Source organism: Corynebacterium matruchotii (genome assembly GCF_011612265.2).
GTDB classification, from domain to species: Bacteria; Actinomycetota; Actinomycetes; order Mycobacteriales; family Mycobacteriaceae; genus Corynebacterium; species Corynebacterium matruchotii.
In genome coordinates, this window is sequence record NZ_CP050134.2 from 40,493 (window position 1) to 66,600 (window position 26,108).

A 26,108-nucleotide genomic window follows, 5' to 3' on the forward strand; every position below is an offset into this window, starting at 1 on the left:
GTTTTCCGGAGGGCGGCAGCATATTCGATAAGCTTGGATTTCGACCAACAGCACTTCACACTGGCCTGCTGTACAAAGGTTTTCGGGCAGAATATGGGGTGTGGCTCCGCGGGTGCTGCACAAACCTGGCAAATTGTGCTGCACAGTTTCTAAGCTTGGATTCCCCTTGCGGGTGGGGGAGCATCTGGGGTTTTGGGGCATTCATGGTGCCCCGAGAATGGAAACCATGCTTAGGAAATGTGCTGTGTTGCGCTGAGGGGTTTGGGAAAGCTCGGGGTGTGTGGGAGGGGTGGGAGTGCGGTCGGTTTTCTGGGTTTGAGCTGTGTGTTTGCTTTAGCTGGGGTTCTGTTTAGCAGCCTAGGTTTCCTCAGGAAGAAAACTCCCCGAAACCGGAACCCCAGCTAAAGCAAACGCCCTGCCTGTTCTGGTTGGAGGTGTCCTAAGCTTGGGTTCCGTCCTTATGTGCAGTTTTGTAGGGTATCTGAATCGAGAAAGTCAAGCTTAGAGGATATGCAGCCGGATTCATTTAGCTTGGGTTCTGGTTTGTGGTGGGTGTGTTTCCTGGGCTTATGGTCTGGCCGGATGCGGAATCCTAGTTAAAGCGAGTCTAGTGTCAGGTCGGGCTCTGGCTGCATGTCTTCTAAGCTTGGTTTTTATTTGGCGTACCCTGTTGTCCCAGGGAGAATATTGGTTTAAAACTGGAGTCCAAGCTTAGAATACCTGATACCTCCACTCTTGTCCGTCGCAGCATAAGTTCCAAGCTTGGGTTCTGGTTGATAGCGCCCCAAATGCATGCTCTTTGGAGTAGAACTCAAGCTTAGGAGATGTGCAGTAAGGGTTGTGGAGACGTTGGAAAAGACGGCTGGTTTTGTGGTTTGAGCTGTGTGTTTGCTTTAGCTGGGGTTCCGGTTTTCGGGGAGTTTTCTTCCTGGGGAAACCTAGGCCGCCAAACAGAACCCCAGCTAAAGCAAAAGCCCTGCTTGGCGGGCTGCAAGAATGCTAAGCTTGTAGTCTGTGTTTAGGGGGTCTGGATCCATCTATTGGGTGCGGAACTCAAGCTAAAACGAAGCTGGTGCTGGGGCGGGGCTCTGGCTGCATATCTTCTAAGCTTGGTTTTTATTTGGTGCCTCTTGTTTGCCCAGGGTGAATGTTGGCCTGAAATTGAAACCCAAGCTTAGAACAAATGCTGCCGTAAGCAGGGTGGGGATATCAGACGTTCTAAGCTTGGGTTCTGGTTGATAACGCCCCAAATGTGTGCCTTTTGAAGTGGAACCCAAGCTAAAGCAAAAGCCCTGCTTGGTGGGCTGCAAGAACGCTAAGTTTGGGTTCCATGTCTAGGACTAGGGGGATTGGGGTGCTGCCGGATGGAACCCTAGCTCAAGTGCGTGCGGCAGGGTCGGGCCTGGGCTCAAACTCAGGCCTGAGGGTTGGCAAGATGAGATTGGCAAAACAAATCCCTCCGGGTGGTCTGGGTGCCACCGGGAGGGCGTCGTAAAGCGGAGGGAGGGAGAGAGGAGGATTAGCCGTAGCCTAGGCGGTGGAGATCGTCCTCATCCAAGCCAAAATAGTGGCCGATTTCGTGCATCACCGTAATGCGCACCTGTTCTATAAGCTCATCCTCGGACCAACAATAATCCTTCAGGGCCTGGCGGTAAATCGCAATCGTATCGGGCAGAAAACCCGTATGATCGAAAGTGCGTTTAGGCAACGCCACCCCGGTGTACTGGCCCAAGATATAGGGGGAGCGGGGATTATAGTCCTCGATCAGAAACACCACGTTTTTGATGTGCTCGTGCACCTCGTCGGGAATCTGGGCGAGGGCCTGGTCGACAAGCTCCTCGAATCGCTCGTCACTGATCTCCATCATGGGCATTCACCTCTACTGGGGTTTCGGCTGCACGGACTGAAGCGCCTCGGGGTTCACAATGGGGGCACGATCCGGGCGCTCCGCGGGCGGCTGCCCATTGATCGTGAACTGGCCCTTCACCGAGCCAGCCAATGTGCCCAGGTGGCCGTTGTCGTTAAACATGAGGGAACAGTTCACGCTGTGCGAACCGCGATCCCACGAATTTGCCGGAATCGTCGCCCACAGCGGCTGCAACGTGGACTTATAAAGCTGGTCGTCGCCACCAATGTAATCCTTCGCCGCCTGAGTGCACACCGTGCGCAGGTGATTATCCTGGTCCTCAATCGACGGGGTGTTATTGGGGAACACCTGCAACAAATCCACGATCTGGGTGACCTCCAACTGGTGAGGTTGCGCGCAATCAATCTGCTTTTCGGAGTTTGCGCCATCCACGGCCACGCACTCGCCCACCCCGAAAATCCGGGCCTGGTCCTGCTGCGCCACCTTGCCGTTGGTAGTAATCACCTTGCCCGCCTCATCCGTGGCCTGAATGCCACACAACAAGGTTCGGTCACCCGCATTCCAGGCGGCCTGCGGTGGCAAAATCGACGCCACCGAATACCGCCCCAATGGGTCGAACGTGCCCCCCAAATACTTCATCGTGGGGTCCATGCACAATTCCTCCCGCAATTGGGCCTGCCGGGTTGTATTCGGCATCGCGGCTTTCGCCCCAAACTCGGAGCTGGGGTAGGTGGATAAATCTTCCCGGGAGGAAACCTCAAACCGGTGGGGGCCGCCGCAGTCCGTTTGTTCGAAAGCGGTAATGGTGGTGCCGCTATCTTGCCAGGTAAGGCAAGATCCCGCATCCGCAGAAGTGAAGGATGCTACACCTGGTTTCGTGGATTTGCCGTCATCGGCCTTACTGGCGTGTGTGGTCTTCCCGTCACTGTTTTTTGTGGGGGACATCAGGTAGTAGCCTCCGAACGCCGCGGCGGCTGCTAATACTGCCACAATGAGAATGCGAAGGACATCCGTGGTACGCCAAGTTTTTTTCATAGTCCTTCTATTATGCTTTAGTAATCAGCGTGTGCAAAGCATAACGGTCGGTACGATACAGCGAGGAGCACCATTCGATGGGTTTCAGATTCGACCGGGAGAACCGCACCACCTTCAGGAGGGGGGTTCCCTTATCCACTTGCAGGAATTCTGAATCATCGCTGCCCGCTGCGATAGCGCTCACAATTTGTTCGGCGTCGGTGATAGGTACGTGATATTGGGCATCCAAAATGGCGTACACGGACTTGTATACGTCATTTTCCAGTAGGTCGGGGGCGAAAAGCGAGTTATACCAACCGTCATCAATGGAGAATGGTTTCCCATTGCCCAGCCGGAGGCGTCGTAGATGCGTGTGCGGCTTGGTCAACGGTGAATTGAAGAAAATCCGAATTTCTTCCGGGGCCGTTGTCCATGCCGAGAGCAAAATCTTTGATGAAGAGGTAATGTTTTGCGCCGCCATCTCGTCGGAAAAGCTGGCGAGATGTACTCGCGCCACCAGCGGCGAATGCGCAACGAATGTTCCTTTGCCGCGGGCGCGCCGCAGCTTACCGCTGGCCACAAGGTCGCCAATCGCCCGGCGCACGGTGATACGAGAAACGCCATATTGTTCCTCTAGCACTCGCTCACCCGGCAACATGTCGCCCGGGTTTAAGTAGTTAATGCATACGTCTTCGAGGATCTCCCTGAGTTGTTGATGTTTTGGAGCGTCACTCTCATCAGTCAGGGTCCTGATGGGTAGCTCCACAGGAGGATCAGTCATACCCTAATACTACTCCTAGCGGTCATAACCAGTACAGACCCCCCATAATTATGGGGCTACTTTTTGTTCATTTTCTTCCCCCCATAAGGTTGTTTCTAGGGGCTATGCTCCGACACCTTTACAACGACTTTACAACAAGTTCCGGGGGATCATCCATAACAGATAGACTAAAATGCATGATTGACCTGAAATTCCTCCGTGAGAATCCCGACCTTGTACGTGACTCCCAACGCACCCGCGGCGCTAACCCCATTTTGGTGGATCAACTCATTGCTGCCGACGAATCCCGGCGCGCTGCCATCAAAGCTGCCGACGAGCTCAAGGCCGAGCAGAACGCTTTTGGTAAGAAAATCGGCCAGGCTGCTCCCGAGGATCGCCCGGCACTGCTCGCTGGCGCAAATGAACTAAAGGCGAAGGTCAAGGCTGCAGAAGACGCGCGGAAAGAAGCCGAGGCGGCTGTGACCGATCTGCAGATGCGGATCGATAATATTGTTGAGGGGGCGCCGGCCGGCGGTGAAGACGACTTTGTTGTGCTCGAACATGTGGGCGAACCGCGTAGTTTTGACTTCACGCCTAAGGATCATTTGGATCTAGGAATCTCGCTCGGTCTCATCGATATGGATCGGGGCGCGAAGGTGTCCGGCGCCAGGTTTTATTATCTCACTGGCGACGGCGCGTTCCTACAACTCGCCATGTTGACTCTTGCCGCACAGAAGGCTCGGACTGCCGGATTCAAACTTATGATTCCCCCCGTTTTGGTGCGTCCCGAGGTTATGTCCGGTACGGGATTTTTGGGCGAACACGCGGAAGAAATCTATTATCTTGAACGAGATGACTTATATTTGGTGGGTACATCCGAGGTGGCTCTTGCTGGATATCACCAGGATGAGATCATTGATTTGAGTAATGGGCCGCGGAAGTATGCGGGGTGGTCGTCGTGTTTCCGTCGGGAGGCTGGCAGCTATGGGAAGGACACTCGCGGCATTATCCGGGTTCACCAATTTGACAAACTGGAAATGTTTGTCTATTGCAAGCCGGAGGAGGCTGCCGCCCAGCATCAGGAGTTGCTGGGGATGGAGCGCGACATGCTCTCCGCCATTGAGGTGCCCTACCGGGTTATTGATGTTGCCGGTGGTGACCTGGGATCTTCCGCCGCACGCAAGTTTGATACCGAAGCATGGGTTCCGACCCAGAATACGTATCGGGAGTTGACGTCTACTTCGAACTGCACGACGTATCAGGCCCGCCGGCTGCGTACCCGGTATCGTGATGAAGCTGGTAAGGCGCATATTGCGGCCACCTTGAATGGGACGCTCGCTACCACGCGGTGGCTTGTTGCCATTTTGGAGAATCATCAGCAGGCTGATGGGTCCGTGGTGGTGCCGGAGGCGTTGCGGCCGTTTGTGGGCAAGGAAGTGTTTGAGCCGATCCGCTAGGCGGCCTGTAGGTGGCGGGCTGTGGCCGGCCGGGAGGGGCGTCGACAAGCTTGATAAGTTCCAAAAAATGTGGGTAGGAAAACTGAAGTAGAAAGATTGTGCGATTTATGAAGGTACGTGCGGGTTGGCAGAAGCACGGAAGTTGGTATTGGGTGCGCCCCGGGTTCCGGCCCACTGCGCTCAATAAAGCCGAAAATCGGGAGATTTTCTATAACCAGATCGTCATCCGATTGATGAAAACTATGCTTCGGTTTCAGGGTATCCAAATGTCGGTTGCGGGAAGTGAGAATCTTCCCGACACGGGTGGTGCGCTCTTGGCCTTGAATCACACCGGCTATTTTGATTTTATTTTCGGGGGCACGGCTGCGAATCTGCACGGTCGCCGGCTGGTGCGGTTTATGGCCAAAAAAGAGGTGTTTGACGTGCCGGTGGTGGGGGCGTTGATGCGCAAAATGAAGCACATTCCCGTCGACCGGTCGGCCGGTGCTGGCACCAGTGCGCTTGATGCGGCGGTCACAAGTTTGCGGGCCGGTAACCTGGTGGGGATTTTTCCCGAGGCCACGATTTCCCGCAGCTTTGAGATCAAAGACATTAAGACGGGGGCGGCGCGGATCGCCAAGGAGGCGGGGGTGCCGTTGATTCCGGTGGTGTTGTGGGGTTCGCAGCGGGTGTGGACCAAGGGCCATAAGAAGCGTCTGGGTCGGCATCATTTTCCCGTGTGGGTGCAGGTGGGGGAGCCGCTGGCGCTCACCGGGGTGGTGGAGGACGATACCGCAAAGTTGCGGGAAACCATGAAGATCATGCTTGATAGGCTTCGTAGCGAATACGAAACTGAATACGGCCCCTTTCCCGGGGGCGAATATTGGCGGCCAGCAGCTCTTGGTGGAGGTGCCCCCGCTTTGGAGTAGGGCTTGGGAATACCGCCCTGGAATAGGAAAATACTCATTATGCCCACGCATCTTATAGTCAGTGACATTGACGGCACGTTCATCACCAGCGCGGAGCGGGTGACTCCCCGGCTGCGGGATGCGGTGACCCATGCCGCCACCAAGGACGCCGAGCTGGTGCTTGCCACCGGTCGTCCGCCGCGCTGGATCTACCCGGTGCTCGACCAGCTTCCCATCCGCCCCATCTGCATTTGCGTGAATGGCGCGGTGCTCTACGATTCCGACACCGATCGGGTGGTGACCGCCCGCACCCTGCCGCCGGCCACGCTGACCAGAATCATGCAGCTTATCGACGACGTGTTGCCGGTCAGCTACGCCGTGGAGCGGGTTGGGGCGTCGGCCTTCGATAAGTGTGAGGAATTATTCCTGGTCACCCCGGATTTTCTGCACCTGTGGGATTCGGAGGAGCATACGGTGGTGGATAAGACCGAGCTGGCGGCCAAATCCGCCGTGAAGCTTTTGGTGCGTAACGATCGTAAGACCGCATGGGACCTGTATCACCTGATTAAGCTGGTGGTGCCGCCCGAGTTGGCCCATATAACCTTCTCCACGGATGAGGGGCTATTGGAAATATCCGCGCCACAGGTGACGAAAGCCGCCGGTCTCATGGCGGTGGCCCAGTTTTATGGGGTGCCGGCTTCGGACGTGGTGGCGTTTGGCGATATGCCGAACGACATTGAAATGTTGCAGTGGGCGGGCCTGGGGGTGGCCATGGGGAATGCGGACGAGCGGGTGAAGGTGGCCGCCGATGAGATCACCACCAGCAATGATGATTTCGGGGTGGCCCGCGTGTTGGAGCGGCTGTTCCCATAGATTCCCATAGGGGCCTATAGGGCTTATAGGACCCCGGAGGTGCGCAAAAGCCCAACCCGTTAGGCTAGAGGACGGGTTGGGCTTTTGGCGGTTGTTGCTCGTTATATCGGAGACAACAAGTTTTTATTCTTCGGTTGTAACCGGGATATCGGCGTCGGTAGGTTCGGCGTTACCGGCGGCGGCACCGGTAGCACCGGTGGTCGCGTGGGCTGCGGCTTCTTCGCCGGCGGCCTCGCTGCCCGTGGCGGTAGCGGCCGCGGTGGGGGTTGCAGAGGTGGCGCTGTTGGCGCTGCTGGCTGCGGCGGCAATGTCGCTATCACCGGCGGTCGTCCCGGCCTGGACCGCATTATTGCGGGCGTTGCCCTTCTCGTTGGTCTTCACGTCGACTTTGCCGGTGGCGGAATCGTAGGTGGCGTACCCGCCCTCGAAATCGACGCGCACGAGTTCGCCATTAGCCTCTTCCTCGCTGACCGGCAACCCGAGCGGGCCCATGTCGAAGCCTTGCGCGGCCCAGGTGTCACCGATGGGGCCCCACAAAGCGTGGGTGCCGGTGGTGGGGGTGCCGACCACGATACCGTTCTCGAAGAAGGTGTAGGTGACCTCCTGGTCGTAACCGTTGGTGTAGGTCACCTCCTTGGTGCGAGCCTCGCCCAAGGAAGGATAGTTGGTATTGGCGGTGCGGAAAATCTGATTATTGCTCGATAGGGGTGCGAGCTTTTGGGCCAGGGAAATGATCTTGCCCAGGTCCAGGCCATTGATGATTTTGATGGTGCCCAGCTTGCTGAGCGTGCCGATCAGGCCACCGTTGGCGGACAGCACCTTGAGAATCAGTCCCACCAGCGAGTTGGAGTTATTGGTGTCGGACTTGTTATCCGACTTGCCTTGGCGTTGCAGCCCCTGCACCAGGGAGGCGGCATTATCGGCGCTCTTCTGGTTGTTATTGCTGACGCCCCGATTATTGGTGCCGGTGCCGGCATTGCTGCCACCGCTGTTATTGCTGTTATTGGAGGCGCCGTTGTTGTCGCCGGTGATGTCCTGGTCGATGGACTTGCCGCCCAGGGAATCGAACTTGGCCTTGGCGATTTGTCGAATCTGGTCCATCTTGGCGTAGGCGTAGTCACCGGGGCATTCGGTATTGCCGACGTCGCGGTGGGCGAAAATATTGGGTAATTCCACCTTGGTGCCATAGGGGTAGAACGTGAATTCGGTGCCCTCGGAGGTGTGGGTGCCCTTCCCTAGCGGGTCGATGCCCGCTACCTTGGCCCGCCAGCCGGCCAGCTCACCAACGCTTTTTATCATGACGTCGGTGGGTTCTTCCTCCTGGTAGTTGCCGAGCATGGAGATCGCCCAGGTGTTCTCATTGAAGCCGCCGGTGTGGGCGCCAATGACGGACTTATTCATGCCGCCGTAATGGCCCTCGTAGAGGTTGCCGAATTTATCGGCCAGGCTGTGGTAGCCAATGTCACACCAACCCAACTGTTGGGCGTGGTACTTGTAGATGCCGCGCACAATGCCGGCGGCCTCGTCCTCGCTGTAGTTATTCGACCCTGCGGTGTGGTGGATGACAATGGCAGACGTGTGGTCCGTGTATTCGGGTTCCTCACACCTGAGGGATTCGTCGGCGCCCCACTCGGCGCGGGAAATAACTTTGGGCAGGCCGTCGGAGTCGGCGGCGAGTTTAATGCCAGAGTCGGTGGGGGTGGATTTGCCGCCGTCGATAAAGACCGCGTTGAGGTCTTTGGCGGTTTTGTCTTTGAGCAGGTCAACGCCGGCTATAGACACCTGGACGGTGTTGGTGGGCTCGATGTAAATGAGGTCGGTGCCCTTGCGTTCGAAGGGTTTGGAGGACCCGTAGTCGAGGGGGTCGGTGTCGAACCATGGGGTCCAGGTTCCGTCGGCTCGTTGGCCGCGGACGAAGGCGGCGATGTCTTTTTTGCCGTCCCAGGTGAGGCCGAATTGGGAGAATGCCTCGTCGCGTTTAAATTCTTTGACGGTGCGGTTGGTGTTGCCATCGCCTTGTTTGCTGATGGCAGGGTCGTTGACGACGACGTTTTTGCCATCCGCCAGGCTGGCGGTGGTCATGGTTGGGTCGATGGGTTTAATGCCGTCTTCCTTGGTTTTTAGGATATTGGTGGCGGTTATTCCCACGGCGGCGCTGGCGAGTAATGCGACAGCCATAATGGTGGCTGTGACTGGCCGCGATTTCGCTGCTATGAGGCGGCGTCGTTGTTTCACTGTGGTCTCCCTGAGTTCGCGGATAACTTTAAATGTTTAGTTTAAGGTTAGTGACTCTAGTTAACAATAGTGCATTTATGTGAATAATGAAGCTAATGTTAAGGATGTTACTAATGCGAAATAGGGGGCGACCTGCGGAAAGCTGCCGAAAAAATTTTTTCCCAGGCGTGTCTCCCGCACAAAAATGTGACCAAGATAAAAATGTTTCCCAATTGTGGCTTTTCGACGCACGGTGCGGCGTCGAAAAGCAAGGTGATACGCTTAAGCACCATGAATACCTATGATCTGATTGTCGTCGGCTCCGGTTTCTTCGGCCTCACCATCGCCGAACAAGCCGCCTCGCAGCTCGGGAAGCGCGTCCTCATCATCGAACGTAGGAGCCACATTGGCGGCAACGCCTATTCCGAAGCCGAACCCGAAACCGGCATCGAAATCCACAAATACGGAGCTCACCTTTTCCACACTTCGAACAAACGTGTGTGGGACTATGTCAATCAGTTCACCTCATTCACCGGCTACCAACACCGTGTGTTTGCCATGCACAACGGCAGTGCCTACCAATTCCCCATGGGGCTCGGCCTCATTAACCAATTCTTCGGCCGCTACTATTCGCCCGACGAGGCCCGGGAGCTCATCCGCGAACAAGCCGCCGAAATCGACAGTGACGACGCCACCAACCTGGAAGAAAAAGCCATCTCCCTCATTGGCCGGCCCCTTTACGAGGCCTTCATCCGGGACTACACCGCCAAACAATGGCAAACCGACCCCCGCGAACTGCCCGCCGGCAATATCACCCGACTGCCTGTGCGCTACAACTTCAATAACCGCTACTTCAACGACACCTACGAAGGCCTCCCCGTCGACGGCTACACCGCCTGGCTGGAAAACATGGCCAACCACCCCAACATTGAAGTACGACTCGACACCGACTGGTTCGACGTCCGCGAAACACTACGCGCCGCTAGCCCCAAAGCGCCCGTAGTGTACACCGGTCCACTCGACCGATATTTCGAATACTCTGCCGGACACCTCGGCTGGCGCACCCTCGACTTTGAAACCGAAGTGCTCCCCACCGGTGACTTCCAAGGCACCCCAGTCATGAACTACAACGATGCCGAATATCCCTACACCCGCATCCACGAATTCCGGCACTTCCACCCCGAACGTGACGACCGCTACCCCAAAGACAAAACCGTCATCATGAAGGAATACTCCCGCTTCGCGGAAGAAGGCGACGAACCCTACTATCCCATCAACACCCCCGAAGATCGGGCCAAACTCCTCAAATACCGGCAGCTAGCCGAGGCCGAAACCGAAACCAACCGTGTCTACTTTGGCGGCCGCCTCGGCACCTACCAATACCTTGACATGCACATGGCCATCGCCTCCGCGCTGAGCATGTTCGACAACAAACTCAAGGCCGAACTCGAAACCAACTAACCTGGACTACTAGTGGATCAGACGGTTCTCGACTTCTTTGTCACCCGCCGCACCGGCGCCATAACCCATATCCTCATTGGGTTATCGGTCATATTCCGACCAGCGCTGGTGCTGATTTGGGCGTCGATCATCAGTGCGAAACTTTGGGGCATGCGCTACGCATTACTGCCATTATTCACCGCAGTCGCAACTAACATCATCTCCCCAATAACCAAACACATTGTGCACCGACCCCGGCCGCCCCTGAACCTCCAACTAGCCCCAGAATATAATTACTCCATGCCTTCCGGGCATGCCATGACTATCATCGCCGTTGCTACCGCCATCAGCCTCATCCCCCACAAACCCCGCTGGGCCACCAGGCTGGCCGGAGTCACCTGGGCAATCGCCATCATGGTCTGCGTCGCCCGCCTCTACCTCGGCGTGCACTGGCTCACCGACGTCCTAGCCGGCGGACTCATCGGTGCCGCAACCACCCTCGCCCTCCGATGGGGATACTCACAGAGAGCACAACCATAATGAGCAACCCCTGGCACCTCGCCCTCGACTACGGCACCATCACCACCGTCGCCGCCCACACCACCGGACCCACCGGTGCCATCGCAACATTACTGGTCACTCCCTCCGCAACATACGTCTCCGAAGACGGCACCATCATCACCGGCGACGCCGCCCACACCAACCGGCAAAACCACCCCGCCCGGTTCATCCCCTACCCCAAACGCTATATCGAACACGAATTCGTCCCCGTTGCCGGCGCCACCATGCCGCTCGCCACTATCATCGGCGCCACCTTCCGAAGCGCCCTTGATGCCGGCCGCGCCCAGCACGCCGGCCACCCACCCACCACCGTCACCATCACCCACCCCGAACCGTGGACCATCCCCGAGGTGATGACGCTCGTCGAAGCGGCGTCGACAAGCGGCATCAACCGCGACACCATCCGCATCATCTCCGAACCCCGGGCCGCAGCAATCCACAGCGCATCCGGCCCGCAAATAGCAATATGCGACTTCGGCGGCGGCACCCTCGATATCACCACCCTCCAGGCCGAACCCGCCGGCGACGTGCGCGTCACCGCAGCCACCGGCGACAGCAGCCTCGGCGGGCTCACCATTGACAACCTGCTCTACCAATGGTTCATCAGCCGCCTCGAACGCGACCACCCACACCTCGCCGCCGAGCTTCACGCGGCACCACCCCAAATCATGCGGGCCGTCGAGCAATCCATCCACAACGCCAAAGAACAACTCTCCACCGACACCGAAACCACCATCACCATTGCCATCCGGCGCCACCGCCACGACATCCACCTCACCCGCGCCGAATTCGAACACATTATCGCCAGTGTGATTGGGCGTGTCGCCGACCTCGCCCGCCCCCTCCTCAACTTCGGCACCCCCCTCTACCTCACCGGTGGCTCCGCCCGCATCCCCTGCCTGCGTACCCGACTCGAAAAAATCGCCTCCGTCACGCTTGTCGACGACCCCAGCACCGCAGTCGCCCACGGGGCAATCGCCGCCACCCAACTAGGCCTCACCACCCCCATCCGCGACCTCCACCACCGACGCCGTCACAGCGGCACCGAAGCATTCCCCGCCGTCAAACCCGCCACCCCACCAGAGCCGGCCGAAACCGAGGCCAAGGCTGAGGTCAAGGAACCCGCGGCGACCCCGACGGCTACCCCGGCGAATCAGGTTGAGCCGATAGCCCCACCCGAACTCCCCAACCCACCGGAGCCGGCTGCCCCCACAAAATCGAAGCCCAAAAAACGCCGCTACCTGCTGACAACCATCCTCGCCCTCATCTGCGTGGGCGTCCTCGCTGCCGCCGGATATTTCATCCTCACCCAGAAAAAGCCCGACAACACCGCGGCCCCAGCCCCCGCGGCGGCCACTTCCAAGCCGGCCCCCACCTCCACACTCGCATCCGCCGGAGTCACCACAACCCAACCAACCACATCCCCACACCCCACAGTTAGCAAGGTAGCCGCAGTCAACACCGAAAACGGTGACGCCGAAATCCCCCTCATCGAACGCTACAACACCGTCAACCAATTCCTGCCGGCAAAATTCGTCAACGCCTCCCAGAAATGCACCGGAAAAGCCGACGAACATGACAAATACATGCCCGTCCCCGTCTACAAATGCACCCTGGCAGAAGACCCCGACGCCCCCAAACTCGACCACGACGTGAGCGTCGGCAACTACTACTGGGTGCCCGGCGAACACGCCAAAGTCGCCCGAGACGAACTCGAATCCGGCAGGTCCACCCTGGCGAGCGACCTCAACACCCTCACCAGGATGCACATTCAAAAAGCCGACGGGGCCAAACCCGAAATCGGTGCGGCCTTCCCCAAATCCGACTGGGGATACATTTACGTCTACTATCCCAAAGACAACTTCACCATGTACTTCTGGCGCAACGGTATCCCCACCCGGGAACAGGTCGATGCCTACCTGAAATACATGGACATCACCCAGTAGACAGGTTTAGTAGGGGAGGAGGGCGATGGCTGGGTTGCCGGGTGGTTGTAGGCGGCCAGTGGTTGGTGTGTGGTCGGGTGGTCGGTGGCGGGTTTCCGCCCCGAGCGTTAGCTTGGGTTCCGACTTTTCTGGGATGTTTCCGGCTGATTGTGGGAGGTTTCCCAGCTAACGCTCAAACCGGGAAACTCCAGGAGGAAGCGTCGAAGAGGTGTTCAGGGAATCAGACCATCACCACGATTGCTAACAGCTGGGGTTCGCTCCAGGATGGTCAGAAATTAAGGACTTTGAACGCCAGTTTGTCGGAACCCCAGCTAACGCTTAAAACCATGACCGAGACAAACCCCGAGGAGACATCCGATCGCACGCCCGGCCTGCGTTAGCTTGGGTTCCCCACCTGGCGGGGTGATTTCGGGCCGCTCCAGGGAAGTTTCCCAGCTAACGCAGGAACCAAAAACCAGAAGAAACTTGTCAAAGTTGGTGTGCCCTCATTGTGTTGCCGGACCCTACCGAACGCGCGCACCATGTTGAGCCTCCCCAGCGCGTTAGCTGGGAAACCCCTTCAGATGGGCCAAAAATGAAGTGGCAAGAGCAGAAACCCAGCTAACGCGCGGGGCGGAACAGGGCGAAAGTAGGGAGATGTGGAACAAGGTAGGGTGTGCGGGGCGATGGGCTGGTGGCGGGAATCGGTTAGCTGGGATTCCCACCACGCCAGGCCAAAATGAGGCGTCGTTGAGACGAAACCCAGCTAACGCAATGAGGAAATGAAGAGGGGAAACATCCCACTTTGATGGTTCGGTTGAACTGGTTACGCTATAGGCCATCATGAAGAACACAACATTGGTGATGGGGATCCTGGCGGTCCTGGCTACCCTGAGCGGCTGCGGGATCGGCGACGCAGGCAGTGTCGGCGTCGGCGTGGGGAGTGAAGCCGGGTCCTATAATGCTGGGCGGGCGCGCCGGGAAGAGATCGTCACCACCAGGAATGCTATCGGGAGTGGGAGTGGTGAGGATCCGGCGTCGGCCTTTGGGGCGTCGACAAGCGGGGCGATCGTGTACTCACGATGCAGCTACAGCCAGCTCGACGAAGAAACCGGCGTCATGGGGGCGGTGCGACCGATTACCAGCGAGCTTGACGACGGGCTGCCGCTGGTCAGCAGCGCTGCGGTGACGGAATACGCCGGGCAGCAGCTTGGGCTGATTCAATACACCGGGGTGCTGCCGGCTGATCGGACCGTGACGTTTGCGCTGCTCAGCTCGCCGATGCGGGAACAATTTATCACCATCACCATGCGGGACACCGAGGTGCTGGCCGCGGACTATGGTGCCGGCGATCCCTTCGACGCGCAGACTGAGCAGATCGCGCTTGACCTTGCTGACGTGTCAGTCAAACCGGATGGGGTGCTGGTTGCCATGCCCTCGGACATTGCCTCGGCGTTTGGCGAGTCAACGATCGCCCTGTTGTCGTCCGATACTGTCACTTCACAATGCACGCAATAAAAATCGACCCCCGGGAATCCCTGGGGGCCGATATGGATGATGCTAGATTTTAGTTCTTCTTACGACGACCGAAGAAGATCAGTGCACCACCAGCAATCGCAGCAACCGCGGCGATTGCCAGCATAATCAGGATGCCGCTCACACCGGTGTTGGCCAGTGCGGAGTTGCTCTTAGCGGGGCTTGCGCTCTTGACATCCATCTTGGAGGTGTTGGGATCCTTGTGAGCCACACCCTTTTCCTTGGGCTCGGCACCCTTGGTGTTGGAGTTCGTGGCGTTCTTGTTGTTCGGATCACCAGCGGCCGGGGCAGCACCCTTGGTGTCGCTCTTCGGGTCGGCTGCGCCAGCCAGAGGAGCGGGGGCTGCGTTCTTGGCGAGAACGTTGAAGCCAACCGCGGTCAGGACCAAACCACCAACGGCGAGGGCGCCGAGAGCCAGGGCGCCACCGCAGTCAGCGCCGCTGGTGCTGCCAGCCAGAGCGGCGGAACCGTTCTTGTTCTCAGAGTCAGAGCCACCATTAGCGCCGCCGTTGCCTTGGCCCTTGCCTTCGCCGGAAGAGCCAGCGGTGGAGCCGCCGTTACCGTTGCCCTGGCCAGTGCCGTTGCCTTGGCCCTTGCCCTTACCTTCGCCGGAGGAGCCAGAGGTAGAGCCGCCATTGGTGTCGGAGGTGGAGTTAGCGTCAGACCCACTCTTGCCGTCGGAGCCACCTGCACCCTGGCCGTTGCCATTACCCTTGTTGTCCCCGGAGGAGCCAGCGGTGGAGCCCTTCTTGTCCTTATCCTTATCGGAAGAGGAGCCGGTGAGAGCGCCACCAGCGGAACCAGCAACAGCACCAGCATCGGAACCAGTCTTGGTGTCGGAGCCGCCATTGGCACCGCCGTTGCCACCACCATTGCCGTTACCGCCACCGGTGGAACCGCTTGTGGAGCCGTTGTTGTCCTTATTGTCGCCAGTGGAGCCATTTTGGGTGTTGGAGCCACCGTTACCGTTACCGTTGCCACCGTTGGTGGAACCGCCATTGCTGTCGGAACCACCCTTATCCTTGTCCTTATCGCCGCCGAAGAGGCTGGAGGAACCGGCAAACAGGTCACCCAGGGAACCCTTGTTCTTGTCTTCCTTCTTGGAAGAGCCACCGGCTGCGCCGCCGGAGAAGCACTTGGAGGAGCCAGCGAACATGGCACCGGCAGAACCGGTCTTAGCTGCGGAGCTATCGCTACTCATGTCCTGGTATGGCTGGTTGACGTAGATGGTTTGGTTCTCATCGTTGATATCGGCGTGCTTGGCGATGAGCTTTCCGTCGGGGCCATAGGCCTCTTCGAATACAACCAGGGTCTTGCCAGCGTAGCCCTCGGGGATTTCAAGCTCCAGGTGGACCTCGTCCTTTTCCTGGGTGGGTGTGAACTTCTTTTCTGACTTGATGTCGGTTGGAACGGCTTCAACAGTGTCAGTCCCCTCTTTGACTCGCCGCTCGTACAACTGACCCTTCAGGGTATATTCCTTACCGACGATCAGGCCCTCATAAGCCACGATGTCAACGATGGTGCCGCCCTTGGACTTCACCCGCTGCGAATGTTCGTCACCCTTCTTGCGGGCGGTGGTGGAGAGTCGGGCGTTGGTGCCTTTCCACTCAATATAGAGTTCGGCTTCCTTAGTCTTTTCCTTATCGTGGGTGACGATCAGGGTTTGATAATGGTTATTATTAGCGGTCGGGGAAATGATGAGGGCACCATTGACCTCGGAGGAAGCAGCCTTAGCAATTAGCTTGGCGGAACCTGCTTGTTCTTCGGCCTTGAAGTAGAACTCTTGGCCCTTCTTGATCTCATTGGCTGGGAACGCATTGCCATTCTTGTCGACAACCTGACCGGTTTCGGCGGTCACTTCCACGGAATCGGCGTTGGTGTCTAGGGTGAAAGGTCCGAAAGTGCCATTGGCTTGGCGCGTTGCACTGTCCTTGCCCTTGAAGCCGACCTGGAGGTCCACAGAGGTAGACTCCGCACGGCCCACGTTGGCGGGGCCGAGCAAGTATTCGTAGACTTTCTTGGCGTTTTGCTGTTCTTCAGCGGTACCTTGACCGTGGGCAAGACCCTTGTAGTTGAAGCCGGAGCCCAGGTTCCAGATGGCGGCCTGGGTTTGGGCGATCACAGACTGCTTGGAGACCTGAGTGGAGGTTACGCCAGCCTTTTGGAGTACGGTTTCATAACTGACGGCTGGGTAGCTATTGGCAGCGATCCAGTTGACCTTCCGGCGAACGGTTTCGTCCTTCTTAAAATTGTTATTACCGGGGAACTCAGACCACTTAGCAGCATAAGCATCATTGGTTTCGTGGAAGTTCACTTCCAACTCATTGCAGTATGCGAGACGTTTTTCGCTACCAGAAGTAGCGCTGAAGAGTTCGGCGAGGATGGTCTTAGAACCATCTGTAACTTTGTAGCCTTTTTCGTCCTCAGTGATGCTGAACTTGGCGCCGATTTCCTGTGCGCTTGCAGTAGGTGCTACGTGAGCTGCGCCAAAAAATAGTGACAACGCTGCCACTGCGCTGACCAGCCGCTTGGACCGGCCTTTATTGAGACTATGTTGAGAAAGCATTGACCCATCGTTTTCTGGCGACTCCGCTAGACGAGTCACCGATAAGGCGAACTTGATACCTGATAACGGATTCTTAAGGTGATGCGTTCGGCAATAACGCATGGTTCCTTGAACCGTTTCAAGAATTAGATGTTAATTGGAAAACCGATCCAAAAAAACTGCCCCAGAGGGGTGTGATTTGAAACCTAATCATACATATCAGTTATGCTAATCGGGCATTTTATGGGCCCGTAACCCACGAAATATCCCCCCGATGGGGAATTTGGGAAATATCCATATTTTAAGAGTGAAAACTAACTCATTTTCGATCCATTATTCACCAAAACAGCACTTTAACGCATTTATTATATAGGTATTAGGTGTATTAATGTTGTACATATGTTCGATCGTTGTTGTGGTTTTTAAAAACCGGAGGGGGTGATTTATGGGTTGATTAAAATGTTCTCATTTTCTTCATCGAGACCGAACCGTTACCATTTTCACTGGGATTTCTTTATAAAAATATCTCTAATTCTTACCTCAATCTAGGGGTTATGGGGGCAAATACCTACCCCCGTTTGGCGTCTTTGGGTATCGGTAGCTTTTGTGAAGCGATTAACGCCTATAGCCCGGCATAGATAAAATTTGGCGAATATATCGCGGTTATCCAGTAAAAAACCGTCGAACTCTTAGCCGTAGAAAAGGTTCTATTCATTTGGAATAAGAATTATAGAGCCATGGCTAGCAGCAAAAGGCTTACCTGAGAATTTAGGCGTCGAAAAGCGAGAAAGAAACCCGTCTAAATAAGTTTCCAATAATAAACCTACTTAAGGCGAATCATTGCTGGGTAAAACCATAATTACCACCCCAATTACCCACACTGATGTGGGGAGCTTAGCGGCAACCAGCAACTACGCACTACCCTTAGGGAGAAACTCTTATCCTAAGGATCTACCAGGAAGGTAACTTTATGAACGACTATCGGTTGCAGCGCTTCTTACTGCCTCGCGTTGGTGAGCCGCACGATGTGCGCATGTTGTACCTCATCGAATCCGAATACAACAAGCAACGCGCCATGTGGACCGACCGCAGCAGTATCACTATTACCGCCGGTAGCGAGGTCAGCTTTCTTTCCTACTTCAATGCCTTCCCCGCCAGCTATTGGCGACGCTGGTCCCAACTCGATTCCGTTATTCTTAAAGTCAGGGTCACCGGGGCTGCCCGCATCGACGTTTACCGCTCTAAATTCGACGGCGCCCGCATCGGGGTCGAGGGTAAACAGGTGAAAAATGGTGAGGTCGAATTCAACCTTTCCCTCGCCCCCTTCGAAATCGGCGGGTGGCTCTGGTGGGACATCACTGCCGAAACCGACGTGACCGTGGAAGAGGCCGGCTGGTACGCCCCCCACGCGCCCAAAGCGCAGACGCTTCCCGACGGCACCCAAGTTGGTCCTTTCGAACCGCGGGTGACCGTGGGCATTCCCACCTTCAACCGGCCTGACGACGCCGTTGCCGCTCTCGAAGCCCTCGCCCAAGACCCCGAAGTCGATGCCGTCATCGACACGATTATCATGCCCGATCAGGGTAATAAGCACCCCGCCGACCACCCCGGCTACAAAAACGCCGTCGCCCACTTCGGCGACCGATTCCACGAATTCCGCCAAGGCAACCTTGGCGGCTCTGGCGGCTACTCCCGCATCATGTACGAAGCCCTGGGGGACGGGCCGGCCGGCGCCGCCAAATCCCCCTACATTCTTTATATGGATGACGACATCGCTATCGAACCCGACTCCGTGCTGCGTGCCCTGGCCGCCGCCCGCTACGCTAAATCACCCATGCTCATCGGTGGCCAAATGCTTAACCTGCAAGAACGCAGCCACCTGCACACCATGGGCGAAATCATCAACCGGGGCGATTTCATGTGGACCTCCGCACCCCACGTCCACTACGACCACAACTTTGCCGCCCACCCGCTCTCCGACCTTGGCAAACCCGGCGACAAGCCCGATCACCCTAACTCCCGTGACCTGCACCGGCGCATCGACGCCGAATTCAATGGTTGGTGGATGTGCATGATTCCCCGGCTGGTTGCCGAAGAAATCGGCCAGCCCCTCCCGCTCTTTATTAAATGGGACGATGCCGAATACGGGCTGCGCGCCGCCCGCCACGGCTACCCCACCGCCACCTGGCCCGGCATTGCCATTTGGCACATGGCCTGGAGTGATAAAGACGACGCCATCGACTGGCAGGCCTACTTCCACCTGCGCAACCGCCTGGTGGTGGCCGCCATGCACCACGATGGTCCCATCGACGGCATCATCCGCAGCATGCTGAAAGCCACCATCAAACACCTCATGTGCTTGGAATATTCGACAGTGGCCATTCAATTGGAATCAATCAAAGACTTCCTCCAGGGGCCCGACAACCTGTTTGACATCCTGGAATCCTCCCTGCCCCGGATTGCCGCGATTCGGAAAAACTACTCCGACGCCGTCATCCTGCCCTCCGCCGCCGAACTGCCCCGCCCCACCGGCATCCCCGGCGTGCCTATCAAGGACATTGGCGGCCGGCTCGCCCCCCTGAAAAAGGCCGTGTGGCTGGCCAAAGGCATCAAACACTCCCTCAGCCGGGAAAACAAGGCACACCACGAGGTTCCCCAAGCCAACCTCGCCCCGATCGAGGCCCGATGGTTCTCCCTCTCGCGGGTTGACGGCGCCACCGTGGCCACCGCCGACGGTCGGGGAGTGGTCTTCCGGAAACGCGACCTGGCCCAGGCCAAAGACCTTTTCAAGCAGACCCGTGCCCTCCACAAGCAACTCCAAGAACGCTTCGAAGTGCTGCGGGTACAATACCGGGCAGCCCACCCTGATTTGGTGAGCCGGGAAAGTTGGGCGAAAATCTTTGAACCAGAAAAAGCTGGATCGGGAAAAGCCGCAACAGCGAAACCGGAAAAGCTAAACCAAAAAAGCTGAGTGAGAAAGAATAGCGATTAGTGAAAAACGAGTCTGACATCCTGGTGTCCCTCCAAGACCGCTTGGCGACACCCGGCATCTTCCGCATTGCTCGCGGTTTAAGCCACTTTGGGGAGCACTCCTTGGGGTGGTTGGGATTGGGATTTATCGGGGCGTTGGTGGATAAAAACCATCGCGGCCGGTGGTTCAAACTGATGGCGGCGGCGTTTGTGAGCCACGCACTAAGTGTCGTCGTCAAGCGAATTGTGCGACGGAAACGGCCGCACGATCCCCGCATTCAAGTGGGCGTAGGAACCCCCAGCGAGCTGAGTTTCCCCAGTTCACATGCGACATCGACCACGGCGGCGCTTGTGACGTTGGCGAAAATCACTAGGAATCCGTTGCCGCTGCTCGGGGTGCCAGTGATGATGCTATCCCGTATGGTACTTGGTGTTCATTACCCTACCGATGTGCTGGCCGGCGCAATTGTGGGGGCCGTAACCGCGCAGGTTATCGACCGGAAAGTTGCCGGCTGCGGCCAATGTGGGGTTCGTGGGGCGTAACGGAAAGAAGGATAGCTCATGAGCGAGAAGCCAGAGAAGTCAGAATCAGAGGCTGACACACAGGCCGGGTCGCTGCCCGAGGCTGAGGCAGGGTCCGAGGTGGCTGAGGCGGGGGCTGCCGAAGTCGCCGTTGACGACGCGGCGCAACCCCCGGCAACTCCGGCAACCCCGGCGGCGGAGTCAGCCGATGACACTCACGGGAAAAAACCGCCCAAAAATCTAGTAGACGCCATTATCAAAGGCCTGCGCCCCAAACAATGGGTGAAGAACGTGCTGGTCCTGGCGGCGCCGCTTTCCGCCGGCGCGGCTAAACTCTTCGCCACCAGCACACTTGTGGACGTTGCCATTGCCTTTGTGGCTTTCTGCTTCGCGGCATCTTCCATTTACCTTATTAACGATGCCCGCGACATTGAGGCCGACCGGGCGCACCCCACGAAGCGGTTTAGGCCTATTGCCTCCGGGATGCTGCCCCAGAAGCTGGCGTATGTGCTGGCAGTGGTCCTGATTCTTGCTGCGGTGGTGGTGAGCTATCTTGCATCATCCGGCCATGGGCTGGTGATCGTGATGGTGGTGTATATCGTGTTGCAGCTGGGCTATTGCTTCGGGTGGAAGCACCAGCCGGTGATTGATATTGCCCTGGTGAGCTCCGGGTTTATGCTGCGTGCCATGGCGGGCGGTGTAGCCGCGGGCATCTATCTGTCGCAGTGGTTCCTGTTGGTGGCCGCGTTCGGTTCCCTGTTCATGGCCGCAGGCAAGCGGTACGCCGAGATTCTGTTGGCGCAGGAGTCTGGCGCGAAGATCCGCAAGGCCTTGGAGGGGTATACCGTCACATACCTGCGGTTTGTGTGGACTTTGGCCGCCACCTCCGTGGTGATCGCCTACGCCCTATGGGGTTTCGAGATGGCCCGCCAGGCCGCTGGTACCGCCGCCGTGTGGTATCAGGTGTCCATGGTGCCGTTCACGGTTGCGATTCTTCGGTATGCGGCGGATGTTGACCGCGGTGCCGGCGGCGCCCCCGACGAGTTGGCGTTGAGCGACCGGACCCTGCAAATTTTGGCCGTGGCATGGCTGGCTTGTATAGGTGTTGCCGTGTATTTGGTGCCGGTTTTGGGCTAACCCCAGCCCGCTTTTCGACGCCACCTCCCGGCACCAGCCCATTCACCTCTCCCACGGGATCCCTCGCCTCCCGCCTCCCGGGGCCTCCTGCGTTAGCTTGGTTTCCGTCGATTTGGCCCGGTTTTAGCCTGCCTTAGGGAGGTTTCCCAGCTAACGCCCGAGCGGGACGTTTGGGGTGGGGCGAGCTGGCTTCACCTGGTTTCCCTGCGTGAGGTTGAGGAGGCCGGATTCCCGGCGTTGTAGTTTTCCGCTCTTTCCCTGGCCCGAGCGTTAGCTTGGGTTCGCGTTGGGGTGGCTCGGAAACCTGCCTGATTTTTACGATTCCCAGCTAATGGTTTGACGGCTCAACTTTGCGATTTTTCACGCCTAGAGATTCCATCCGGGAGTCTCGGATCTCACCATGGCATCCTCTGCTTCCTTTCTGCGTTAGCTTGGGTTCGCATCAACGCAGGCCGCTGTGCTCGGTTCCAGGGAGGTTTCCCAGCTAACGCTCAAGCTGGGAGCTTTGCCAGGTTTTGACCGGTGTGAAGCGTCAGGTTTGACGGGTCATATTCATTGTCTGTGGTTTTTCGCCCCTTTCCCGGCCCGAGTATTAGCTTGGGTTCGCGTTGGGGCGGCTCGGAAACCGGCCTGATTTTTACGATTCCCAGCTAATGGTTTTGGCAGGTTTGCCAGGCTGCCATGCTTGCCCCTCCTATAGGATTCCTCACCATATCCCCTCCTGCGTTAGCTTGGTTTCCGTTGGTTTGGCCCGGTTTTGGCCTGCCTCAGGGAGGTTTCCCAGCTAACGCTCGGGCCTGCCCGCGTCCGTACCCGCGGTGACCTGTGGCAGCCCACCGCGACGCCCGCCGCCCGGAACCAGCCTCAAGCCCCAACCCTAGGCGTCAAACCTCAAGCTCATTCCGTTGGGGGATGACGGATTCAAACTCGCCGCTTGCTAAGATATCTTCCTATGACCACAGCCCGCTCTCTCACCACGCTCTCCGGTGTTATATCAGCAGTCGTTGTTGCCGCCCTCGGGTTTTACGGCGGCTGGCAGCGCCGTTGGATGAGCGATGATGGGTTGATTGTGTTGCGCACGGTCCGTAATCTTCTCGCTGGGAACGGGCCGGTTTTTAATGCGGGGGAGCGGGTGGAAACAAACACCTCCACCCTATGGCAATACATTATTTATATTGGCGCATTGATAAGTGGTTCCCGGTTGGAGACTATTGCCTTGTGGGCGGCGTTGGTCTTCACCACTGTGGCCCTGTTCATTGCGGCCGTGGCCACTGCGAAACTCTATCAGGGCAATAATCGGCTGCTGCTCCTGCCTTTTGGGGGGATATTGTACATTTCGTTGCCGCCAGCCCGGGATTTCGCCACCTCGGGCCTGGAGTGGGGCCTGTCCCTGCTGTGGATTGCCACGTGGTGGTTCCTCATGGTTCAGTGGGTGGAGGATGCCAGGCTGCGGTGGGGGATTAAGTACAGCTATCTGTTGGCGTTTTGTTCGGGCTTGAGCTGGTTGGTGCGCCCAGAATTGGCATTGTATGGGGGCTTGTCGGGCCTGATGCTGCTGATTATGGATCGGAAAAATTGGTGGAAGATCCTCTTGGCGGCCATCCCGGTGCCGTTGGCCTACCAGGTGTTTCGCATGGGCTATTACGGCCTGTTGGTGCCGCATACCGCGGTGGCGAAGTCGGCGTCGGGGTCGCAGTGGGGTGATGGCTGGTTTTACCTCATGGATTTTGTGACCCCATACCATTTGTGGTTGGGGGTGCTCATTGCTGCGGCGGCTGCCGGGTTGCGGGTGTGGAACGCCACGCGGGAGGCGTCGATAAGCGTGAATCGACGCACCGTGGTCATTGGGTTGACGTGTGGGGCGGCGCTGATTCATTTCCTTTATGTGCTGCGCGTGGGCGGCGATTTCATGCATGGGCGCATGCTGCTGCTGCCGTTGTTCACGCTGCTGCTGCCGGTGAGCGTTGTGGTGATTGATCGGCAGCGGATTCCAACGACCGTGGCGGCTGCTGGGCTGTTTATCGCCGGCATGGGCTGGAGCTTTGCGACGGTCCTAGGTGGGCACCCCTACCAGCTTCCCGAGGGGGACGAAGCCCCGCTGCGCATCGTGGACGAGCGGATTTTCTGGCAGCTGGCCACCTACCGGGACCAGCCCACCCGCTACGCCGAGGACTTCCTCACCGCCCGCAATATGAATAATTTCGTGCCCATGCTGGAGCAGGGACGTGCCGCCCATGATGCCCAACTGTTTCAGATTCGCCTGAGTCAGCATCCTTTGGTGTTGTCGTGGGAGCCGCGGCCGCGCACCACCGAACACACCGACCTGGCCGACATGCCGCTGTCGCTTACCATGATTAATCTGGGCATGACCAGTATGAACGCCCCCCTGGACGTGCGGGTGCTCGACAATATGGGCCTGGCCAACCCCTTGGCTGGCCGCCAACCCCGGGTCGTCAATGGGCGGGTGGGGCACGACAAGAACCTGCCCTTGGAATGGCAGGTGGCGGATTCGGCCGTGCCGCTGGACGCCGTGCCGAGTTGGGTGGACAAAGCATATGTGAAGCGTGCCCGGGAGATTTTGTACACCCCGGAGTACCAAAAACTTTTCGCCTCGTACCGAAGCCCGCTCACCTTCAAACGCTTCCTTGCCAACATCAAATTCAGCCTGGGAGCAGGGCGGACCCTCCAGTTCCAGGAGGACCCGGCCGCCTACCAAGGCCCCCTGCCTGTAGTGGATCCGCTTCCGATAAATTGGCCTCGGGACATCAAATTAGATCCGGTTCGCTAGCGTTGCTAACCTCGATTGGGGGACGGTAGCACGATAGTTAAAAGCGATTCAAAAGTGTGAACGTTACCCAAGATTAGGGAAAGAGTTGCCCCCGGGGTAGCTGAGAACTGCCTTTAATTCGGCTGCGTGATTGTCGAAAAATGCCGGTGAAAATCGACGAAAAATCACCTGAGTTTCTCGCCCTATATACCCCAAGAAATTACCCCTGTAACCCAATATAGGTGTAGTGGGTGATTTTATTATTACTGCTGGTAGTGAATGAATTTGATAGGTCTGCTACCAAAATTTTGTGGATGGTTAGGTAACAAAATAGGTGGACTAATTTATATCCCTGTTATAAAGTTTAGGCATTTAGTTGGCTCTTTGCTGTGAACCACTACAAAACCTAAGAGCAAGAAGTTTCACGAGAAGTGAATTATCTGACCTGAATCATAGGAGAAGCATGAAGTTCATGACACGCGCGATAAAGAAGGTGGCGGCGGCTGTCACCGCAGTTGCCGCTGCTTCCGTTCTGGCGGTGGCGGGCCAGGGCGTAGCTACTGCTGGCCCGCGGGACTGGTTGCGTCCTGACGCCACCGGGGCTTGTGAATGGGATGGGGTTGGCTTCTGGGTTCAGCGTTGTGACGTGTTTTCCCCAGCCATGAACCGGAACATCACCGTGCAAATTCAACCGGCACAACGAGGCGGTAATGCTGGGTTCTATCTGCTTGACGGTGCTCGCGCCACCGAACGAGCAAATGCCTGGACCACCGACTCCAATGCCCCGGAGCTCTACGCTAACCACAACATCACCCTGGTGATGCCCGTTGGTGGTCAGGGTACTTTCTACCAAGACTGGCTACGGCCCGCTAACTACACCGGTGACGGCCCGCTGTTTAAGTGGGAAACCTTCCTCACCAAGGAACTCCCGGCTTACCTGGAGGGCAACTTCGGTGTTGCCAGGAACAACAACTCCATCGCCGGCCTGTCCATGGGTGGTACCGCCGCCCTGAACCTGGCAGCCCGCAACCCGGCAATGTTCAAGCAGGCCATGAGCTGGTCTGGCTACCTCACCATGTCCGGCCCGGGCATGAGCACCCTGGTGCGTCTAGCTATGCTGGACCTGGGCGGCTTCAACGTCAATAACATGTACGGTTCGATGTTCAACCCGAACCGGTACGAGAACGACCCCTTCTGGAACATGGGTGCCCTCAGGGGTAAGGACGTGTATATTTCCGCAGCCAGCGGTTTCTGGAGTGCTGACGACATCATGCGCTACGAAGTGAAGGACCGGATCACCGGCTCCATCCTGGAGGCGTTCAGCCTGTACACCACCACGCTGTGGGAGGCCAAGGCGCGCGCTGAGGGCGTGAATGTGACCGTTAACTATCCGGCAGCAGGCATCCACAACTGGTTGCAGTGGAACTACCAGTTGAACCTCACCAAGAACCGCGTGCTTGACGTCATGCAAGCTTGGTAATCCACACATAACGGAAAGAAGTCACCGGGGTATCGCAATTGTTGGGACTGCGATGCCCCGGTAGCATTTTGTCGGTTTACCGGTGCGCCGCACAGCAAGGCACTATGGCGCCTTTACACTTGGCAGGTAACATTTGTGAGCTTTTCGACGAAT

17 protein-coding genes are annotated in these 26,108 nt (G+C 57.5%); 12 read left to right on the forward strand and 5 right to left on the reverse strand.

The features are described 5' to 3' along the window. Positions 1-1,519 precede the first annotated feature (1,519 nt). The 3 genes from HBA49_RS00195 to HBA49_RS00205 are packed head-to-tail and all read right to left on the reverse strand — an operon-like array spanning position 1,520 to position 3,662. A complete protein-coding gene (locus tag HBA49_RS00195; RefSeq protein ID WP_005525009.1) occupies positions 1,520-1,867 on the reverse strand; it encodes a metallopeptidase family protein in 348 nt (115 codons plus the stop codon). Positions 1,868-1,879: 12 nt separating this feature from the next. Beyond that, positions 1,880-2,902 (reverse strand): septum formation family protein, encoded by a 1,023-nt coding sequence (locus HBA49_RS00200; RefSeq protein ID WP_005524875.1) that lies wholly within the window; start codon positions 2,900-2,902, stop codon positions 1,880-1,882. 10 nt (positions 2,903-2,912) lie between these two features. Further along, a complete protein-coding gene (locus tag HBA49_RS00205; RefSeq protein WP_005522494.1) occupies positions 2,913-3,662 on the reverse strand; it encodes a GntR family transcriptional regulator in 750 nt (249 codons plus the stop codon). A 176-nt stretch (positions 3,663-3,838) separates the two neighbouring features. Here HBA49_RS00205 and serS point away from each other — a divergent pair, with 176 nt between their 5' ends. The 3 genes from serS (at position 3,839) to HBA49_RS00220 (ending at position 6,858) form a co-directional block, all read left to right on the forward strand. Further along, positions 3,839-5,098, forward strand: a complete 1,260-nt coding sequence (gene serS / locus HBA49_RS00210) for a serine--tRNA ligase (protein WP_005522495.1) — start codon at positions 3,839-3,841, stop codon at positions 5,096-5,098. Between the two features lie 107 nt (positions 5,099-5,205). After that, positions 5,206-6,006 (forward strand): lysophospholipid acyltransferase family protein, encoded by an 801-nt coding sequence (locus HBA49_RS00215; RefSeq protein WP_005525005.1) that lies wholly within the window; start codon positions 5,206-5,208, stop codon positions 6,004-6,006. A 39-nt stretch (positions 6,007-6,045) separates the two neighbouring features. Next, a complete protein-coding gene (locus tag HBA49_RS00220) occupies positions 6,046-6,858 on the forward strand; it encodes a Cof-type HAD-IIB family hydrolase (RefSeq protein ID WP_005522499.1) in 813 nt (270 codons plus the stop codon). 123 nt (positions 6,859-6,981) lie between these two features. On the opposite strand, the gene HBA49_RS13095 is transcribed toward HBA49_RS00220, so the two are convergent. Beyond that, entirely contained in the window at positions 6,982-9,093 is a 2,112-nt protein-coding gene (locus HBA49_RS13095) for an N-acetylmuramoyl-L-alanine amidase (protein WP_005525135.1), read from the reverse strand. A gap of 270 nt (positions 9,094-9,363) precedes the next feature. Here HBA49_RS13095 and glf point away from each other — a divergent pair, with 270 nt between their 5' ends. From glf to HBA49_RS00245, 4 genes are all read left to right on the forward strand, one after another. Beyond that, positions 9,364-10,533, forward strand: coding sequence for a UDP-galactopyranose mutase (gene glf / locus HBA49_RS00230; RefSeq protein ID WP_034995840.1), 1,170 nt, complete (start codon positions 9,364-9,366; stop codon positions 10,531-10,533). A gap of 12 nt (positions 10,534-10,545) precedes the next feature. Continuing rightward, positions 10,546-11,052, forward strand: a complete 507-nt coding sequence (locus tag HBA49_RS00235) for a phosphatase PAP2 family protein (protein ID WP_005525220.1) — start codon at positions 10,546-10,548, stop codon at positions 11,050-11,052. Beyond that, positions 11,052-13,019, forward strand: coding sequence for an Hsp70 family protein (locus tag HBA49_RS00240; protein WP_005525048.1), 1,968 nt, complete (start codon positions 11,052-11,054; stop codon positions 13,017-13,019). Before HBA49_RS00235 ends, HBA49_RS00240 begins: the two co-directional genes overlap by 1 nt. A gap of 822 nt (positions 13,020-13,841) precedes the next feature. After that, the gene (locus HBA49_RS00245; protein ID WP_005525453.1) at positions 13,842-14,516 is read left to right on the forward strand and encodes a cytochrome D1 domain-containing protein; all 675 of its coding nucleotides are present in this window, start codon (positions 13,842-13,844) and stop codon (positions 14,514-14,516) included. A 49-nt stretch (positions 14,517-14,565) separates the two neighbouring features. On the opposite strand, the gene HBA49_RS00250 is transcribed toward HBA49_RS00245, so the two are convergent. Further along, positions 14,566-17,100 (reverse strand): VaFE repeat-containing surface-anchored protein, encoded by a 2,535-nt coding sequence (locus HBA49_RS00250; protein ID WP_005525262.1) that lies wholly within the window; start codon positions 17,098-17,100, stop codon positions 14,566-14,568. A 949-nt stretch (positions 17,101-18,049) separates the two neighbouring features. On the opposite strand from HBA49_RS00250, the gene HBA49_RS00255 reads away from it, so the two are divergent. From HBA49_RS00255 to HBA49_RS00275, 5 genes are all read left to right on the forward strand, one after another. Beyond that, positions 18,050-20,050 (forward strand): glycosyltransferase, encoded by a 2,001-nt coding sequence (locus HBA49_RS00255; RefSeq protein ID WP_005525278.1) that lies wholly within the window; start codon positions 18,050-18,052, stop codon positions 20,048-20,050. A 20-nt stretch (positions 20,051-20,070) separates the two neighbouring features. Continuing rightward, positions 20,071-20,592 (forward strand): phosphatase PAP2 family protein, encoded by a 522-nt coding sequence (locus HBA49_RS00260; RefSeq protein ID WP_005525101.1) that lies wholly within the window; start codon positions 20,071-20,073, stop codon positions 20,590-20,592. 18 nt (positions 20,593-20,610) lie between these two features. Further along, positions 20,611-21,708 carry a decaprenyl-phosphate phosphoribosyltransferase gene (locus HBA49_RS00265; RefSeq protein WP_005522518.1) on the forward strand — a complete coding sequence of 366 codons (1,098 nt, stop codon included), beginning with the start codon at positions 20,611-20,613 and terminating at the stop codon, positions 21,706-21,708. Positions 21,709-22,660: 952 nt separating this feature from the next. Continuing rightward, positions 22,661-24,496 (forward strand): arabinofuranosyltransferase AftB family protein, encoded by a 1,836-nt coding sequence (locus HBA49_RS00270; RefSeq protein ID WP_005525329.1) that lies wholly within the window; start codon positions 22,661-22,663, stop codon positions 24,494-24,496. 442 nt (positions 24,497-24,938) lie between these two features. Beyond that, a complete protein-coding gene (locus HBA49_RS00275) occupies positions 24,939-25,955 on the forward strand; it encodes an alpha/beta hydrolase (RefSeq protein ID WP_005522520.1) in 1,017 nt (338 codons plus the stop codon). The last annotated feature ends 153 nt before the right edge of the window (positions 25,956-26,108 follow it).

Excerpts from the sequence above, each read along its gene's own strand:
- HBA49_RS00195 (WP_005525009.1), bottom strand. The coding sequence starts at position 1,867 with ATGATGGAGATCAGTGACGAGCGATTCGAGGAGCTTGTCGACCAGGCC.
- HBA49_RS00200 (WP_005524875.1), bottom strand. The coding sequence starts at position 2,902 with ATGAAAAAAACTTGGCGTACCACGGATGTCCTTCGCATTCTCATTGTG.
- HBA49_RS00205 (WP_005522494.1), bottom strand. The coding sequence starts at position 3,662 with ATGACTGATCCTCCTGTGGAGCTACCCATCAGGACCCTGACTGATGAG.
- serS (WP_005522495.1), top strand. The coding sequence starts at position 3,839 with ATGATTGACCTGAAATTCCTCCGTGAGAATCCCGACCTTGTACGTGAC.
- HBA49_RS00215 (WP_005525005.1), top strand. The coding sequence starts at position 5,206 with ATGAAGGTACGTGCGGGTTGGCAGAAGCACGGAAGTTGGTATTGGGTG.
- HBA49_RS00220 (WP_005522499.1), top strand. The coding sequence starts at position 6,046 with ATGCCCACGCATCTTATAGTCAGTGACATTGACGGCACGTTCATCACC.
- glf (WP_034995840.1), top strand. The coding sequence starts at position 9,364 with ATGAATACCTATGATCTGATTGTCGTCGGCTCCGGTTTCTTCGGCCTC.
- HBA49_RS00240 (WP_005525048.1), top strand. The coding sequence starts at position 11,052 with ATGAGCAACCCCTGGCACCTCGCCCTCGACTACGGCACCATCACCACC.
- HBA49_RS00245 (WP_005525453.1), top strand. The coding sequence starts at position 13,842 with ATGAAGAACACAACATTGGTGATGGGGATCCTGGCGGTCCTGGCTACC.
- HBA49_RS00250 (WP_005525262.1), bottom strand. The coding sequence starts at position 17,100 with ATGCTTTCTCAACATAGTCTCAATAAAGGCCGGTCCAAGCGGCTGGTC.
- HBA49_RS00255 (WP_005525278.1), top strand. The coding sequence starts at position 18,050 with ATGAACGACTATCGGTTGCAGCGCTTCTTACTGCCTCGCGTTGGTGAG.
- HBA49_RS00265 (WP_005522518.1), top strand. The coding sequence starts at position 20,611 with ATGAGCGAGAAGCCAGAGAAGTCAGAATCAGAGGCTGACACACAGGCC.
- HBA49_RS00270 (WP_005525329.1), top strand. The coding sequence starts at position 22,661 with ATGACCACAGCCCGCTCTCTCACCACGCTCTCCGGTGTTATATCAGCA.
- HBA49_RS00275 (WP_005522520.1), top strand. The coding sequence starts at position 24,939 with ATGAAGTTCATGACACGCGCGATAAAGAAGGTGGCGGCGGCTGTCACC.